This is a genomic window from Pantoea sp. BAV 3049 (assembly GCF_009765445.1).
Classification (GTDB): Bacteria; Pseudomonadota; Gammaproteobacteria; order Enterobacterales; family Enterobacteriaceae; genus Erwinia.
Genome location: NZ_WHOY01000031.1, coordinates 186,490 through 201,591, shown reverse-complemented (window position 1 = coordinate 201,591; position 15,102 = coordinate 186,490). Strand labels below are relative to the sequence as shown.

Below are 15,102 nucleotides of genomic sequence, written 5' to 3'. Positions count from 1 at the left end.
TCACGGCGATTGTGCTGTTCTTTGTCGCACTGCTGATCTTTTCCAGCGGACTGCTGATGGTGTTCAGCGCGTAAACAAACTGGCTTGCCTGGCGTACAGAATCAGCTTCAGGGCTGACGGGCTATGGACATCAGGCCACTTCAGGGCGGATCGGCGATCCGCCCTTTTCTTTATACCTTCACAAAACGCAGATAAATAAAACGGATCACGAAATACTCCACCGCACCCAGCAGCAAAAACCACAGGCAAAACACCAGCGTGTAGAGCTGGCCGATATCGCTGAGGTGGAATATCTCCACCAGTTTGTGCGTCAGGCTCAGGCCAAACCACGGCGCAGGCAACAACAGGGCGGAAAGAAAGCCCAGCATCAGCGTGCTCATCGGCATTAAAAAAGTCAGAAAAGGGTTTTTCATTAGTCTTCCACTCCGGTCAGTGGCGGCCATTTTCCGGTAATCTGCCCACCGGTTCAATCCTCAGGCGTTAAGCGCCGGGGGAATTTCATTCCGCAGCCACTGAATAAAGCTGCTGCGCTTCTCGGAAGGGTGCAAATCCTGCCGCCATAAAAGATGAACCGGACGGCTGCTGTGTTGCCAGCTGTTGAGAACCGGAACCAGCTTTCCTGCGGCAATGTCGTCGGCAACCAGAATGCGCGGTTGCAGCAATAATCCCACCCCGGCCAGTGCGGCATGGCGAAGGGCCAACCCATCGTTACTGCTGAACGTGCCCACTGACGGCCAGAATACCGTATCTGACAGCTGCCAGGCGTTGCGCTTGTTCCATTGCATATTGCTCAGGCAGCGATGTTGCGCCAGATCTTCAGGTTTCTCCGGCGTGCCGTGGCGGGTAAGATAGTCCGGCGAGGCGCAAATGGTCATTTTGTACTCTCCCAGTCGCTGGGCAACCAGCGTTTCATCCCCCGTCAGTTCGCCAATACGCAGTGCAAAATCGAATCCCTGCCCAATCAAATCGACAAAGTTATCGCTCAGTTCCAGCTCGATCCGCACATCCTGATAGTGCTGTTGGTAGCGGGCAATTACTCCGGCAATTACGCTGGCACCCAGGTTAAGCGGCGCGCTGATACGCAACGTGCCGGAAGGATAGCGCTTCATGCTTTCCAGATTGGCCTCCGCCCGGCCGAGATGGGCGAGGAGCTGCTTACACTCATCAAAATAGCTCTTACCAGCCTCCGTCAGATGCTGGCGGCGGGTGTTGCGCTCAATCAGGCAGATATTCAGCTCGCTTTCCAGCTGGCTGACGTATTTACCGACCATCACCGCCGTGATATCGAGCTTTTTAGCGGCCTCGCTGAAATTGCCGCTTTCCACGGCGACAATAAAGGCGCTGATGCTGCGTAATTTGTCCATCGTTACAAACTCTGGGTTTGGAATGAGCGAAATTATCGGCTATTTATTCCCGGATTGCATTTCTTCATGATGAAATCTGGCTAATCAGGAGAACAGCATGAAAATTTTAGTGATCGGTGCTTCGGGCACGATAGGTCAGGGTGTGGTTGAGGAGATGGCCCGCGACAATCAGGTGATCCGCGTGGGGAAAACGCAGGGCGATTTCCAGGTCGACTTAACCTCGGAAGAGAGCGTCCGTGAACTGTTTGCAAAAACGGGCAAGGTGGATGCAATTGTATCAGCCACCGGTGGCGTACATTTTGGCCCGCTGGGAGAGATGACCACTGAGCAGTTTAACAGCGGCCTGCAGGATAAGCTGATGGGACAGGTACGCCTGGTGCTTTTGGGGAAAGCATTTCTCAACTCCGGGGGCTCGTTCACTCTGACCACCGGTGTTCTGGCGCAGCAGCCAATCCGCACCGGTGTGAATGCCACTGCGGTGAACGCGGCGCTGGAAGGTTTTGTGATGTCGGCGGCTAACGAACTGCCAGGATTACGCATTAATGCCGTCAGCCCGACGGTGCTGACCGAAGCGCTGGACAGTTATGGACCGTTCTTTCCGGGTTTTGAAAGTGCTGATGCCAGCCGGGTTGCTCTGGCCTACCGCCGCAGTATTGATGGCGTGGAAACTGGTAAAGTTTATCGCGTATGGTAAGGAACACAGGGCGGTGACTCTGCCGCCCGGCAACGATCCCGTAAAAAATTTCCCCTTGTTAACCCCCGACTTTTTGCCCTTTATCTGCCGGATAATCCCCCAATGCCTTCAGGGATGTGGCGGTTAAGGCAGTAATTCTTTTAGCCTTTTTGTTCTTTATTCTTGCCGGAAAATAGCATTCGTTAAAAAGTATAGCCAATGCTATATTTAAATCCCTGATTTTATTGTCTTTTTTTTTACTAAAATTCATGGCAGGATGCGTTTCTCAATGAGTCTCTTGCGCTTATTTTTATGCGAGATCTGTTCTTTTGATGCTTGCGCGGTGACACGGCCGTCAAGCTGGTATAACCACAATGAATCTATACGCAACGCTTATTCTGGCCTTTGGCATGTCGATGGATGCATTTGCGGCGGCAATCGGAAAAGGGGCGAGCCTGCATCGTCCCAGTTTTAAAGAAGCTCTTCGCACCGGGTTAATTTTTGGCGTGATTGAAGCGCTAACCCCTCTGATTGGCTGGGGAGTGGGTATTGCGGCCAGTCGTTATGTGATGGCCTGGGATCACTGGGTCGCTTTCACACTGCTGTTTGTGCTCGGTGCACGCATGATAGTGGAAGGATTCCGCAAGAAAGAAGCAACGGAAGACGCGCCGAAACGCCACGGTTTCTGGCTGCTGGTGACCACCGCTGTGGCAACCAGTCTGGACGCGATGGCCGTGGGCGTGGGTCTGGCCTTCCTGCAGGTGAATATTGTGACCACCGCGCTGGCGATTGGTGCTTCCACCATGATTATGGCGTCTGCCGGTATTCTGCTGGGCCGCTTCCTTGGACCGGTAATGGGTAAATGGGCTGAGATCTTCGGTGGCGTGGTGCTAATCGGCATCGGCACCAGCATTCTGGTGGAACATTTAGGTCTGCTGGCCTGATTGATTTTGTCACTCTGTGGCGGGCGCAGTCCCGCTTATTCCGTTTTTGTTTCCCCTTCGCTCTGCCGCCTTCAATTCAAATTTGTGATCTGGTTCAAATTTTATTGCCTGAAAATTGCCCTTCTTGTATACTTTTTTTGCGTTATACCAAAAAAATTTGAATCAGAGGCAGTATGAAAAAATTCTTAAACTACGTGTTTCGTTGCTATGTACAAACGTTTAAACATGTACCGCCAGGCGCTATGTATTAACAGTTCCGGCCAGAAACCCTCGATAACCGCGGTCAGGGAAAGACTGATGGTTATCACTTTCCCTGTCGCACTTCTCTCGATCCAGCTCCTCTAACGGACATACTGAAAAATTTCGCTAATCCAGTCGACAAATACCCGGACGCGCTGCGAAAGGTGGCGATTCTGAGGGTAAAGTACCGATACCGGGATCGGCGGTGGTAACAGCTCCGGTAGTACAATTGCCAGCTTCTTCTCTTCCAGCTCCTGCAGAACCCGATAGCGGGGGATTTGCACAATGCCCATCCCTGCCAGGGAAGCGGCAGTGTAGAGATCTGCACCGTTAACGGCTACCAGCTCAGGTAACTGCACGATTTTCACTTCATCGCCGACAACGAATTCCAGTGGCATGGCCCGGCCGGTTGCGCTGGAGATATAGTTCACCGCATAGTGCCCTGCCAGTTCTTCCAGCGACTCAGGCACACCATATTTTTCCAGATAGCCCGGGCTGGCGACGGTGATCTGTTCCAGCTGAGTGACCCGACGTCCCACCATCGAACTGTCCTGCAGGTTTCCGGCGCGCAGCACGCAGTGAATGCCTTCCCTGACCAGATCGACAAAACGGTCATCTTCGCTGATTTGCAGACGAATATCGGGATAACGTGCCATAAAATCACCCAGCGCGGGCACCACGAAATTCTTTGCCAGCGTCCCCTGCATATTGACCCTCAGCAGACCTTTCGGCACGGTGTTACGGAACTGATTTTCCGCTTCTTCCATATCCGCCAGAAGCCTGACGCAGTTGCGATAGAACCGTTTGCCATCATCGGTCAGCGTAACTGTGCGTGTGGTGCGCTCCAGCAGCCGGGTGCCAATCCGCGCCTCCATTCTTTTCAGCAGATTAGTGACGGTAGCGCGGGGGATCTGCAGATCTTCGGCCGCCTGGGTAAAGCTGCCGCGCTCGGCAATTCTCACAAAGACCTGCATCTCCTGAAAACGGTCCATCTCAGCCTCATTATTAAAGTAAACGGAATAAAGTTACTCATTAGCGCTTAATTATCTTTTATGCAATATCAATCATGCTGTTTGCACACTGACATTCAATTGAGGAAGAGATCATGACTTCGACTAATAAAGTAGCAATCGTCACGGGTGCATCACGCGGTATCGGGGCGCAGATCGCTTTACGCCTGGCAGAGGATGGTTACAACGTGGTGGTTAACTACGCCAGCAAAGAGAAAGAAGCGCTGGAAGTGGTGGAGCAACTGAAATGCGTGGGCGTGGATGCGCTGGCGGTACAGGGTGATGTTTCTGATGCTGCCGCCGTTGTCGCCCTGTTCGATGCAGCAGAGAGCAAGTTTGGCCGTCTGGACCTGCTGGTGAATAACGCCGGGGTGCTGAAAACGCAGCCGCTGGTTGAGCACTCAGATGAGCTGTTCATCCAGACGTTTGGCATCAACGTGCAGGGGACATTTAACACTCTGCGTGAAGCGGGAAAACGCATGAAAGATGGTGGCAGGATCATCAATCTTTCCAGCTCGGCAGTGGCGCTGAACATGCCGGGTTATGCTATCTATAACGGCAGTAAAGCGGCTGTGGAAGCTTTTACCCGTACTTTTGCCAAAGAGCTGCGCGGCCGCAATATCACGGTTAATGCTGTGGCGCCGGGACCGGTAGCTACTGAGCTTTTTCTCAACGGTAAAAGCGACGAGCTGATCCAGTCGCTGGCCAATATGAATCCGCTGCAGCGCCTTGGTCAGCCGGATGATATTGCAGCTGTTATCGCTTTCCTGGCCAGCGAGCAGAGCGGCTGGATTAACGGCCAGGTGATCCGTGCTAATGGCGGGATGGCCTGATCTTTTTTTGCTTTTTTCGCCCTACACTGAGTAGTGACCCCTCTTGCTGCGATCCAGACCCAACAGGGATGGAAAATGATCATTCTCCGCAAGTGTTGTGACTATAAGGTGTTAAGAGATGGAATTTAAAGACTATTATGCCCTGCTGGAGGTTGATCCCTCTGCAGATCTGAAAGCCATTAAAACTGCCTACCGGCGTCTGGCCCGCAAGTATCATCCGGACGTCAGTAGCGAAAAGGACGCTGAAAGCAAATTTAAAGAGATGGCCGAAGCTTTTGAGGTGCTGAAAGACAGCGAAAAGCGTGCCGAATACGATCTGCTCCGCCAACACCGTGACGATCCCCGTTTCTCTCAGCCTCCTCCGGATTACAGTCACGAAAGGGGCCACCGGCAGGGCAGCCAGAGTTCTCATGGTGACTACTCAGACTTCTTTGAGTCCATTTTTGGCCGTCAGGCCGCTGGTGGCGGGTACCGGCGTGCCAGCCACGGGGCTGTTCCGGTGCGCGGTCAGGATCTGGAAATGGAAGTGCCGCTGTTTCTGGAAGAAACCCTGCAGAGTGAGAGCCGTAGCGTATCCTATTCACTGCCGGTGTTTGATGTGATGGGGCGTCAGACCGATGAAGTCGCCAAAACACTGAAGGTGAAAATTCCTGCGGGTGTGGTAGATGGTGAGCGTATTCGCCTGAAAGGTCAGGGTGTGGCTGGGATCAACGGCGGAGCTAACGGCGACCTGTATCTGATAATCAAAATTGCGCCGCATCCGCTGTTTGAAATTGACGGCCATAATTTGCAGATTGTGGTACCGCTGACTCCGTGGGAAGCCGCGCTGGGTGCTTCTGTTCAGGTTCCCACGCTGAGCGGAAAAATAGCGCTGACGGTGCCCGCCGGAAGTCAGAATGGTCAACGCCTGCGAATCAAGGGTAAGGGACTGGCCGGTAAAAGCAGCACTGGCGATCTGTATGCCATTCTCAGGATAGTCATGCCGCCAAAAGGGGACGACAAAATCGCAGAACTGTGGCGCGAGCTGGCGAACCAGGCCGCCTTTGATCCCCGCACGCAATGGGAGGAAAAATGATGACGGAACAACGCTACACAGTGATTGAAATCTGTCAGGTGGTGGATATCCCGCCAGAAGAGCTGACTGAAGTGGTTGAGCTGGGGGTGATTGCTCCGCTTGAACCGCAAACCGACTGGATATTTGATTACCACGCGCTGCATTATCTGAAGCGTGCCTGTCGCCTGCGTGTTGAACTTGAGCTGGAGTGGTCAGGTACTGCCGTGGCGCTGACCTTGCTGGATAAGGTCGACCGGCTGGAGCAGGAGAATGCACAGCTTAAGCGCCAGCTTGCGCGGTTGTTACATGGCAGCCCGGACTGAAAATTTGCCACAGGCCCCGACAGGGGCCTGTGCTGAGGGGTCAATCCTGGCTTTGATATTCGTCCAGCGTCGCGTTCTGGCAGGCTTCCTGGCTCTGGCGGGCCTCTTTCTTTTGATCTTCGCTCAGGTTCATCCACGCGGCGATCACCGTGCGGGCTTCATCTTCATCAAACTCTGGCTTTTCCTGTGCAGATGGGGACTGTCCACGGGCATCGAGGGCTTTCAACTTCGCTATATAGCTGTCCACCGTGCCGGACGATTTTTCCTGGGTGACGAGGGTACACAGATTGGCAATATACCCCTGGGCCGGATCGTCAGATTCTCCCTCAGCATGGCCCGCTCCGGTTGCCGCAAAGGCGGCGAGCAGTAACATTACTTTTTTCATACCTGCTCCTTATAAAAGGACTTACGTTAATCAGTCCGCGCTCTGAGCACGGCTCGCCAGCTAAGCATAACCGAAGACGTTTTCAATTGTGCTGCACAAGACGTTACTTCATGTACGACCGGATTACCGCGACAATTTTCTCCAGATCCTGCTCTTTTTCCGCTTTATCCAGCCCCTCTTCCATCAGGTGCTCACGGATATGCCCTTCCAGCACTTCGCTCATTAATCCATTGACCGCTCCGCGAACGGCAGCGATCTGCTGCAAAATGGCAATGCAGCCGGTTTCGCTTTCCAGCGCTTTCTCCAGCGCATCGGCTTGCCCACGGATGCGGCGAACCCGCGTCAGCAGTTTTTTCTTATCGGCGATGGTATGGGACACATGAGCTCCTTGAACAGATAGTATACTGGGGTATAGTATAATTAATTATTGTCAGTGGTGCAGGAAAAACAAGCATGATGGATTTTACCGTATTACTTCAGCAGGGTGCAGGGAATGCGTGGTTATTTATTCCCAGTGCCATTTTGCTGGGCGCATTGCACGGGCTGGAGCCTGGGCATTCGAAGACCATGATGGCGGCGTTTATTATTGCTGTGCGCGGTACGGTGAAGCAGGCTGCACTGCTTGGTCTGGCGGCGACGGTATCTCATACCATGGTGGTGTGGGCGATTGCACTGGGTGGGATGTATATCAGCAACCGCTTTACTGCCGATGCTGCCGAGCCCTGGTTTCAGCTGATTTCCGGCGGCATTATTCTGGCGACGGCGGCCTGGATGTGCTGGCGGACCTGGCATGATGCACATGACTGGAAAAAGGGTCACAGTCACCATCACAGTCACAGTCACAGTCACAGTCACAGTCACAGTCACGGTCACGGTCACGGTCACGGTCACGGTCATGGACACAGCCACGACCACATTCACGCACACGGGCACAGTCACGACCTGCATTTTCATTCGCATCAGCCAGCCCGGCTAAACCTGCAGGGCGGTGCCGCGCTACCTCGTATCGATTTACGCACCGAAGAGTATCAGGACGCTCATGCCCGGGCGCATGCGAACGATATCGAAAAGCGTTTTGCTAACCGCAAGGTAACCACCGGCCAGATCGTTCTGTTTGGCCTGACCGGCGGATTAATCCCCTGTCCGGCGGCCATCACCGTGCTGCTGCTGTGCATTCAGGTGAAGGCATTCTCGCTGGGGGCACTGCTGGTGTTGTGTTTCAGTATTGGGCTGGCCCTGACGCTGGTCACCGTTGGCGTGGGAGCCGCGCTGAGTCTGCGTCAGGCGACAAAGCGCTGGAGTGGGCTGAATAAATTAGCGCAGCGTGCACCGTATTTTTCCAGCGCACTTATTGCGGTAGTGGGGATGTATATGGCGATCCACGGCTGGGCGGGGATCTCCGATCTTTAAACTTAGCGGGGCATCAGCAGAGCAGGCCGTTAATGATTAACGGCCATCAGCTGAGTGAGTTCACAGCCAGGTTTTAAACCAGTCAATCTGCTGGCTGATGATATTGCTGAAATGTTCGCCGCTGTACATATCATAATGTTTTGCACCATCTTCAACGTGCAATTTCTTCTCCTGGGACGCGACGGCATCATACAGAGCAATGCCCTGCTCGGGAGGATTGACGCTGTCTGCACCGGCAACCATCACAAGGGTTGGACAACTGACCTTGCGGGCATTGTCCTGAGGTTTGTACTGCAGCGTTTCCCGGACGGTAAGAAAAGGGATTTTGATATCCATGGTCGGGAACTCTGCTTTATGATTTTCAAAGAAAGCTTTCGACTCGGCATCATTCAGCACGCGAGTAATGGCTACAAACATCTCCTTGCCGGTGCTGGCCTGTTTTTCGGCCATTTTATCCAGGGTGGCGATAAAGCCGGACTTCTCCTCCGCCGACATTTTGCCGGTGACAATAGCCTCACCATCAGCAAAGGCCAGTTGGCTGACCACGCACTTAATCTGCGGATCCCGGGCTGCCGCCCCCAGCACATGGCAGCCACCAAATGAGGTTCCCCATAATCCAATTTCGGCCACACCCGGCAGTGTCCTGGCCCAGTTGACCACGCTAAGAATATCTTCTATTTGCTGCTCCGGTACCAGTCGGCCTCGCTCGCCACCGCTGGCACCAAATCCCCGATAATCGAAAGTGATGGCAGTAAAGCCTGCCTGCATAAATGCATCGGCAAAGGCGGGCAACAGCAACTGCTGGATCCCACAGAATCCGTGGCAAAGAATGATAGCGGGGGCGGAAACTTCTGAGGCGGGCGTTCTGACGGTCACGGCGATCTCGCCGGGCAGCGTAAAGGTGGAAACTGGCATATTAACTCCCTGTGATAATGGTCATCAATGGCATAGCCATCCCTGCAGCGTTGATATTACACTGAAAGGTCGATAACTAAAGCGATCCTAATCAATATATGCAGATTCCAGGCCTGATTTTGAGAGGGGCTGGAACCTGTTGATTTATCGTAACAAAAAAGCAGATGACTCAGACTTATGGGCATTATGAGTGGTGCGGATGATGAGGGTGCGACTCAGGGTGATGGTGGTTGTCTGGCTGATGATGTTCTGGCGGATGGTGCGGCTCAGGAGTTGAGTGATGCGCGTTATGATGAGGAAAAACACAACCAGAAAGCAGTGAGGCCAGCATCAGTGGCATAGCCACATAAGCGAGTTTTTTAATCAGTGACATGGGTTTCCAGCCTTAATTCAATTACAGCTATCGGCTGTCATTCAAGGGGGGGAAGGGCAGCTCGTCCTGCATTATTTCAGAGTGTTATTGAACTTATTTTTATTTTTCTACAATCTGTTTGATTTGGTCGCGGTTAATTTCATGCAGGTTACCTGCCGCGTCACGGTAAGTTACCAGCCCGGTAGATTTATCTGTTTCTGGTTTTCCTTTGGTGATGATCATTTCGCCGTTCTGGGTCTGCATTACATAATTGCTTGAACAGCCGGTGAGGGCAAATATGGTCATTACGGCAAGCAGAGCTGATTGAATTTTCATTAAGCACCTCGGTTAAAAACAGGTTGGTCAGGATAAAAAAATCTCCACACCTTGCGGATGTGGAGATTTAAAGAGGATTATTGCGGCATTGCTGAAGAGTGGTGACTGGAGATCAGCCACTTTTCACCGTTCCAGCTGTAGGTGAAGGTATAACGGGCTGCAGCTGTACTGCCATCGCCAAAGGTAAAGGTATAAGTTCCGGTATCGATGGCTTTGTTACATCCGGTACGGATAGTACGGCTGTCGATATGGCCGACCGGTTTCTTCGCCAGGAACTTCTCAAAATAATCGATACGTTCTTCGTCGGTCAGGCGTGCTTTATCTGACAGAGTTGGCAGCAAAACAGCATCGGAAAGATAGTTTTCTGAAACAGTTTTGGCATCGCCAGTTTTCAGTGAGTCGTTCCAGCGATCAAACATCGCGGCAACTTCAGGTTCAGTCATTTTCACACAGGTAGTCGTTTCCTGAGCAAAAGCAACGGAAGAGGTGAGTACCCCAGCGATCATCAGACCAATAATTCCAGTTTTCATAAATTTATCTCTCCATAGTTTCTGTATGTTTCTGCACCAAATATAACAGGATTATTTAAACCTCTTTTAAACGGTTATATGAAACGTTAATGGTGGTGTGCCTGATTGATGCAGATCAATTTGAACAGTTATCCACTGTGAATTTAATGTAAATAATGATCGAGAGAGATAACAATGAATGTAATTTGAAACTGGAGGGGACAACGAAGGATGTTTATATTATCCGAATCAGGATGGCTGAAGTTTTTTATTGGCCATGGTCAGCTGTATCACTGACCACGGCACAAGATTATCAGTGCTGAATCAGTTTTCTGACCCAGGCAATGATTTCCGCATCTTTGCCGTGCTCAAACAGGCACTGCTGGAAGCGTTTGCCGCCCACTGCGGTCTTCACCAGTTCCGGATCGATGGCGCTTAAAGTTTCCAGATAGCTATCTTTGATCACGGCGTTTTTAACCTGATTCAGCAGCCCGGCATTGCGTACCTGCGGCTCTTTACGATCGACAGGGTAGCCCTCGCCTTTGCGGCCAGTGAACGCTTTCTCAAAGATATAGCGTACGTTCAGCTCTGCTCCCCAGCCAAAGCCTTTGGCAAACGGCAGTGACAGGGCGTTACCGTTGTTGATCTGAGCAAACAGGAAGGCATCCGCCGGGTCGATACAATATCCGCAAACCACGCCCGGATGAATATTCAGTGACATCATTGCCCCCTGACCTGTGCCACAGCCGGTCACTACAAAGTCCACCGCTCTGGCGTTTAGCAGGATGCTCGCCATAATCCCCAGGTGAATGTAGGTCAGATGGTGATCCTGATCGTCACTCATCCCCACGTTAAATACCGCATCGTGGTTATCCGCAGCAACAGCTTGCAGCTGCTGTAATACCAGGGCATTTTTCCCCGCCTGGCTGTTTTCCATCATCAGTGCAATATTCATCTTCTCTCCTGCGTTGAGCATTCAGTCGTTTAAAGGGTGCAGAAAGGATCAGCGCGCCAGCCAGCCGCCATCCACCGCAAGGGTATATCCGTTGATATAGTCAGAAGCTGGTGAGGCCAGAAACACCACCGGTCCCATCAGATCTTGTGGTTGTCCCCAGCGCCCGGCAGGGATACGGGACAGAATTTCCTCACTGCGCACTTCATCCTTACGCAGCTGTTCGGTGTTATTGGTGGCAATATATCCGGGTGCCAGTGCGTTAACGTTGATACCGTATTTCGCCCATTCGTTCGCCAGCTCACGTGTCAGTCCCATCACCGCACTTTTAGAGGCGGTGTAAGAAGGCACGCGAATGCCGCCCTGGTAGGAGAGCATGGAGGCAATATTGATTATCTTGCCACCGCGACCCTGGGCGATAAACTGTCGTGCCACCTGCTGCGATAAGAAGAACAGCGTTTTCACATTCACATCCATTACGTCGTTCCAGTCTTTCTCGCTGAAATTAACCGCATCCTCACGGCGGATAATGCCTGCGTTATTGACCAGAATGTCGACGTGTCCCATCTCTTTTACTGCACGTTCCAACAGTGATGACAATTCGTCCTGTCGGCTCAGATCGGCCTTGAGGCTCAGGAAGCGGCACCCCAGTGCTTGCACTTCTTCGGCGGTCTCCAGTGGGGCACTGCGGTTGATCGCCACAATGTCGCAGCCAGCCTGCGCCAGCGCAACTGCCATACTTTTCCCTAAGCCGGTATTGCATCCGGTGACGATCGCCACCTTTCCGTGAAGAGAAAAATCGTTCAGAATCATGCAGGTTTCCTTATTTACAGATAGACGTGCAGGTATTCCACCAGACACAGTATCGCCATCGCCTGCCCGTAAGGCATTGAGGTGAGCGGTATCTGGCGGTAGAAATCAAGATCTTTGCCCATGCCTGTTCCAAAGGAGACCTGAGTCAGTTCACCTTCAGAATTAATTCTGGAAATCAGCCCTTTGATAGCCTTTTCCGCTACAGCGATATAGCGGGGATCGGCGCAGTGGCGGCGTGCGGCTTTTAACATGCCGAAGGCGAAGCCAGCCGTGGCAGAGGCTTCAAGATAGGAGTTCGGGTCATCAAGCAGCGTGTGCCACAGTCCGCTCTCGTCCTGACATTTTTCCAACGCGGCCAGCTGACGGGACAGAACCTGTTGCAGAAAGCGACGAGTTGCATCTTTTTCAGGCAGCTCAAGCAGCTCCACAAATTCCGGGATCACGATGGTCAGCCAGCTGTTGCCACGTGCCCAGCGGGCATGAGCAAAATTATGGTGACCTTCGAACGTCCAGCCGTGGAACCACAGCCCGGTTTCATTATCCATCAGATGCTGAATATGCAGCAGGAACTGATACTTAGCCTCTTCGATATAGTCAGGGCGGTTCAGTAATTTGCCGATCTTTGCCAGCGGCAATACGGTCATCATTAGCGTGTCGTCCCACAGCTGCTGATGATTCTCTTCCGCCAGCGTGATGTGCTGCAGACCATTCATGTCGGTACGCGGCATACTGTGCATGATCCAGTCTGCCCAGCTCTCCAGGTAGGGCAGCCATCGCGGATCGCGTGTTTCTTCATAACGGTATGCCAGCGTCAGGAACGGGCAAACTGTGTTAACGTTGCGGGTGGTGGAGCCTTCGGCAAAACGGTCAGCGAACCAGTTATCGATGATCTGACGCAACCGATCGTCCCCGGTCTGGCGGTAATATTTATGAATACCGTACAGACCCACGCCGTGCGTCCATTCCCAGCCAGCCCAACCTTTGGTATCAATGACCCTGCCATCATCCAGCCTCAGCAAAAATTCGCCGGTTTCATCGGTAATATTGACCAGGTTATCCACCAGTTTATTAATGAGCTGATGGAGCTCCTGACGGGAGATAAACCGTTCGGGCTGGCACAGGAGCGGGCTGTGTTTCACTGGGTATACGACCATAATGCACTTTTCCTCATGGATCTTTAGTCAACTATAAATGGGTTAAATTACCGCCAGTGTTATCCAGGCGGGCCACTCGGCCAGACAGCGACTTCGCAGCGGGTTTGTGGCGGTTGAGGTAACCAATGTTGTTATTGCCCCACAAATTTTCATAGGGCAGGCCAGCCAGCATCTCTACTGTTGCCCGGGCCGCTGGCGTAATGTTGTCTGGGGTGACGTTGCCAGCCACACGCATTTTTTCGGTTTCTTCGCGCAGGATCTGGTGTGTTTTGAGGTTGAGTTTAAAGCGCAGGGAAATAGCGAAACCGATGCACAGTACCAGCAGCGTACCGCCGCAAAGAATGGCCAAAATGGTGTGGCTGACCAGCGGAGTCTGTTGATTGCTGCCTGCAACAAATCCGGAGAACTGCATCAGAATGCCGACCAGCATCACTGCACCTGCCTGAGAGGCTTTACGGGTCAGGGTCATGATGCCGGCGAAAATACCTTCGCGGCGCTGCCCGGTAATCACTTCATCCACGTCAGCGATGTAGGTATAAATATTCCACGGCACGTAGTTGATACCGCCACGTCCCAGACCTGCGATAGCAGAAATCAGCAGCAGCAGTGAGAAGACATCACTCAGGCCAGCGTAATAGAGCAGGCCATATGAGATGCTGCTCAGGCCAAACAGCACGACCACCATGCGGTAAGATGGGGCTGGTCCAAAGCGGATGCAGAGCGGGATCATGCCAATCACGGCAATGAACTGCAGAACGGCCATCGTACCCATCAGAGTGGAGGCAACGGTGGCGCTCTGCATCAGCACAAACACCACGTAATAGGTGAACACCGCATTGAACACGTCCTGGGCGATATAGCCGCCGAGATACATGCCCAGATGCTGACGGAATATCCGAATGCGCAATGTTGACAGCAGATCAATCTTCAGGCGTCCCAGGCTTTGACCAAGCGTCAGTTTCTGCTGCTCAGCAGCCAGTGCCACAGCGGATTTTTTCTCCGCCGGACGTTCCCAGGTGAAGAAATACACCAGGGTGAGCACGATGGCGCAAAGCACGGAGAACACCAGGCTCGAATAGAAAAAGGAGAGAGGATTATCTTTACCAAAGTAGCTGAGCAGAATGCCGGGCAGAAATGCCGCCAGAATAGCGGAAAGCTGCGCCAGTGCGATGCGTGCACCAGAGAATTTGGTCTTCTCTTTAAAGTCATCGGTCATTTCTGGTACCAGCGTTTCGTAAGGGACCAGAATGGAGGTGTACACCACTTCGAAAATCAGATAGGTCAGGAGGTAATAGACGTAAGTCATATCTCCCAGCCACATCAGGCTGTAGCTGAACACCAGCGGGATGCCGGTGAGGATAAAGAATTTGCGGCGGCCAAAGCGTTTGCCAAGCCTTGTTGAACCGAAATGATCGGTCAGATAGCCCATCAGTGGGCTGACCACGCCATCCACAATACGGGCCATGGCGAAGATGGAGGTGGCTTCAATCGGGCTGAGGGCGCAAAACGTAGTATAGAAATAGAGCAGCCAGGCCGAGGTCAGTGCCATTGTGCCAGCACCGAGAAAATCTCCCGAGCCATAAGCAAGATAATTTAGCGTTCCAGGTTTACGTGTCGTCATAGTCTTCGTCCTGATTTACCAGATTGCACGCCCGGCCTAAAGTCGGGGGATGGGGCTAAAGTAGAGTGATGCTGACGGGAAAACCTTTGCGATTTTGCCAGCCAGGTTAAGGGCATGGCGATGAGAAGAAGAAAAACCTTGCCCACTTCACTAATTTAATAAAACGACGTTTCATTTTTATTGGGCCGGTCGTTCATTCATAAAAGCATGATTG

21 protein-coding genes are annotated in these 15,102 nt (G+C 52.5%); 8 read left to right on the top strand and 13 right to left on the bottom strand.

The genetic code is table 11. The annotated features are described in order from the left end of the window. Positions 1-170: 170 nt before the first annotated feature. A complete protein-coding gene (locus GSQ70_RS01795; protein ID WP_158780664.1) occupies positions 171-413 on the bottom strand; it encodes a DUF1158 family protein in 243 nt (80 codons plus the stop codon). A gap of 60 nt (positions 414-473) precedes the next feature. Beyond that, a complete protein-coding gene (locus tag GSQ70_RS01790; RefSeq protein ID WP_158780663.1) occupies positions 474-1,364 on the bottom strand; it encodes a LysR family transcriptional regulator in 891 nt (296 codons plus the stop codon). A 97-nt stretch (positions 1,365-1,461) separates the two neighbouring features. On the opposite strand from GSQ70_RS01790, the gene GSQ70_RS01785 reads away from it, so the two are divergent. Then, entirely contained in the window at positions 1,462-2,058 is a 597-nt protein-coding gene (locus GSQ70_RS01785) for a short chain dehydrogenase (protein ID WP_158780662.1), read from the top strand. Positions 2,059-2,116: 58 nt separating this feature from the next. On the opposite strand, the gene GSQ70_RS01780 is transcribed toward GSQ70_RS01785, so the two are convergent. Beyond that, positions 2,117-2,308: a hypothetical protein gene (locus GSQ70_RS01780; protein ID WP_158780661.1), complete on the bottom strand. Its 192-nt coding sequence runs from the start codon at positions 2,306-2,308 to the stop codon at positions 2,117-2,119. A 103-nt stretch (positions 2,309-2,411) separates the two neighbouring features. On the opposite strand from GSQ70_RS01780, the gene mntP reads away from it, so the two are divergent. Both mntP and azuC read left to right on the top strand, forming a co-directional pair. Next, positions 2,412-2,981: a manganese efflux pump MntP gene (gene mntP, locus GSQ70_RS01775; protein WP_158780660.1), complete on the top strand. Its 570-nt coding sequence runs from the start codon at positions 2,412-2,414 to the stop codon at positions 2,979-2,981. A gap of 173 nt (positions 2,982-3,154) precedes the next feature. After that, positions 3,155-3,232 carry a stress response protein AzuC gene (gene azuC / locus GSQ70_RS26300; RefSeq protein WP_158785169.1) on the top strand — a complete coding sequence of 26 codons (78 nt, stop codon included), beginning with the start codon at positions 3,155-3,157 and terminating at the stop codon, positions 3,230-3,232. A 90-nt stretch (positions 3,233-3,322) separates the two neighbouring features. Here the strand turns inward: azuC and GSQ70_RS01765 are convergent, their stop codons facing one another. Next, positions 3,323-4,213, bottom strand: coding sequence for a LysR family transcriptional regulator (locus tag GSQ70_RS01765; RefSeq protein WP_158780659.1), 891 nt, complete (start codon positions 4,211-4,213; stop codon positions 3,323-3,325). A gap of 113 nt (positions 4,214-4,326) precedes the next feature. On the opposite strand from GSQ70_RS01765, the gene GSQ70_RS01760 reads away from it, so the two are divergent. From GSQ70_RS01760 to GSQ70_RS01750, 3 genes are all read left to right on the top strand, one after another. Beyond that, on the top strand, positions 4,327-5,064 hold the full coding sequence (locus GSQ70_RS01760) for an SDR family oxidoreductase (RefSeq protein ID WP_158780658.1): 738 nt from the start codon (positions 4,327-4,329) through the stop codon (positions 5,062-5,064). A gap of 118 nt (positions 5,065-5,182) precedes the next feature. Next, entirely contained in the window at positions 5,183-6,139 is a 957-nt protein-coding gene (cbpA, locus tag GSQ70_RS01755) for a curved DNA-binding protein (protein ID WP_158780657.1), read from the top strand. Next, positions 6,136-6,441, top strand: coding sequence for a chaperone modulator CbpM (locus GSQ70_RS01750; protein ID WP_370521027.1), 306 nt, complete (start codon positions 6,136-6,138; stop codon positions 6,439-6,441). Before cbpA ends, GSQ70_RS01750 begins: the two co-directional genes overlap by 4 nt. 40 nt (positions 6,442-6,481) lie before the next feature. On the opposite strand, the gene GSQ70_RS01745 is transcribed toward GSQ70_RS01750, so the two are convergent. Continuing rightward, the gene (locus GSQ70_RS01745; RefSeq protein ID WP_158780655.1) at positions 6,482-6,826 is read right to left on the bottom strand and encodes a hypothetical protein; all 345 of its coding nucleotides are present in this window, start codon (positions 6,824-6,826) and stop codon (positions 6,482-6,484) included. 103 nt (positions 6,827-6,929) lie between these two features. Next, entirely contained in the window at positions 6,930-7,205 is a 276-nt protein-coding gene (locus GSQ70_RS01740; RefSeq protein WP_158780654.1) for a metal/formaldehyde-sensitive transcriptional repressor, read from the bottom strand. A gap of 74 nt (positions 7,206-7,279) precedes the next feature. On the opposite strand from GSQ70_RS01740, the gene GSQ70_RS01735 reads away from it, so the two are divergent. Next, positions 7,280-8,236 (top strand): nickel/cobalt efflux protein RcnA, encoded by a 957-nt coding sequence (locus GSQ70_RS01735; protein WP_158780653.1) that lies wholly within the window; start codon positions 7,280-7,282, stop codon positions 8,234-8,236. A 60-nt stretch (positions 8,237-8,296) separates the two neighbouring features. On the opposite strand, the gene GSQ70_RS01730 is transcribed toward GSQ70_RS01735, so the two are convergent. After that, positions 8,297-9,151 carry an alpha/beta hydrolase gene (locus tag GSQ70_RS01730; RefSeq protein WP_158780652.1) on the bottom strand — a complete coding sequence of 285 codons (855 nt, stop codon included), beginning with the start codon at positions 9,149-9,151 and terminating at the stop codon, positions 8,297-8,299. 177 nt (positions 9,152-9,328) lie between these two features. Here GSQ70_RS01730 and GSQ70_RS01725 point away from each other — a divergent pair, with 177 nt between their 5' ends. After that, entirely contained in the window at positions 9,329-9,493 is a 165-nt protein-coding gene (locus GSQ70_RS01725; RefSeq protein WP_158780651.1) for a hypothetical protein, read from the top strand. A gap of 130 nt (positions 9,494-9,623) precedes the next feature. Here GSQ70_RS01725 and GSQ70_RS01720 read toward each other — a convergent pair whose 3' ends face one another. From GSQ70_RS01720 to GSQ70_RS01695, 6 genes are all read right to left on the bottom strand, one after another. Beyond that, complete coding sequence (locus tag GSQ70_RS01720; protein WP_158780650.1) at positions 9,624-9,839, bottom strand: YgdI/YgdR family lipoprotein; 216 nt, start codon at positions 9,837-9,839, stop codon at positions 9,624-9,626. A 77-nt stretch (positions 9,840-9,916) separates the two neighbouring features. Beyond that, positions 9,917-10,369 (bottom strand): SgcJ/EcaC family oxidoreductase, encoded by a 453-nt coding sequence (locus GSQ70_RS01715; protein WP_158780649.1) that lies wholly within the window; start codon positions 10,367-10,369, stop codon positions 9,917-9,919. 292 nt (positions 10,370-10,661) lie between these two features. Beyond that, a complete protein-coding gene (locus GSQ70_RS01710) occupies positions 10,662-11,303 on the bottom strand; it encodes an RpiB/LacA/LacB family sugar-phosphate isomerase (protein WP_158780648.1) in 642 nt (213 codons plus the stop codon). 48 nt (positions 11,304-11,351) lie between these two features. Next, the gene (gene kduD / locus GSQ70_RS01705; RefSeq protein ID WP_158780647.1) at positions 11,352-12,113 is read right to left on the bottom strand and encodes a 2-dehydro-3-deoxy-D-gluconate 5-dehydrogenase KduD; all 762 of its coding nucleotides are present in this window, start codon (positions 12,111-12,113) and stop codon (positions 11,352-11,354) included. 14 nt (positions 12,114-12,127) lie between these two features. Continuing rightward, on the bottom strand, positions 12,128-13,267 hold the full coding sequence (locus GSQ70_RS01700; protein ID WP_158780646.1) for a glycoside hydrolase family 105 protein: 1,140 nt from the start codon (positions 13,265-13,267) through the stop codon (positions 12,128-12,130). Between the two features lie 31 nt (positions 13,268-13,298). After that, positions 13,299-14,888, bottom strand: coding sequence for an MFS transporter (locus GSQ70_RS01695; protein ID WP_158780645.1), 1,590 nt, complete (start codon positions 14,886-14,888; stop codon positions 13,299-13,301). Positions 14,889-15,102 lie beyond the last annotated feature (214 nt).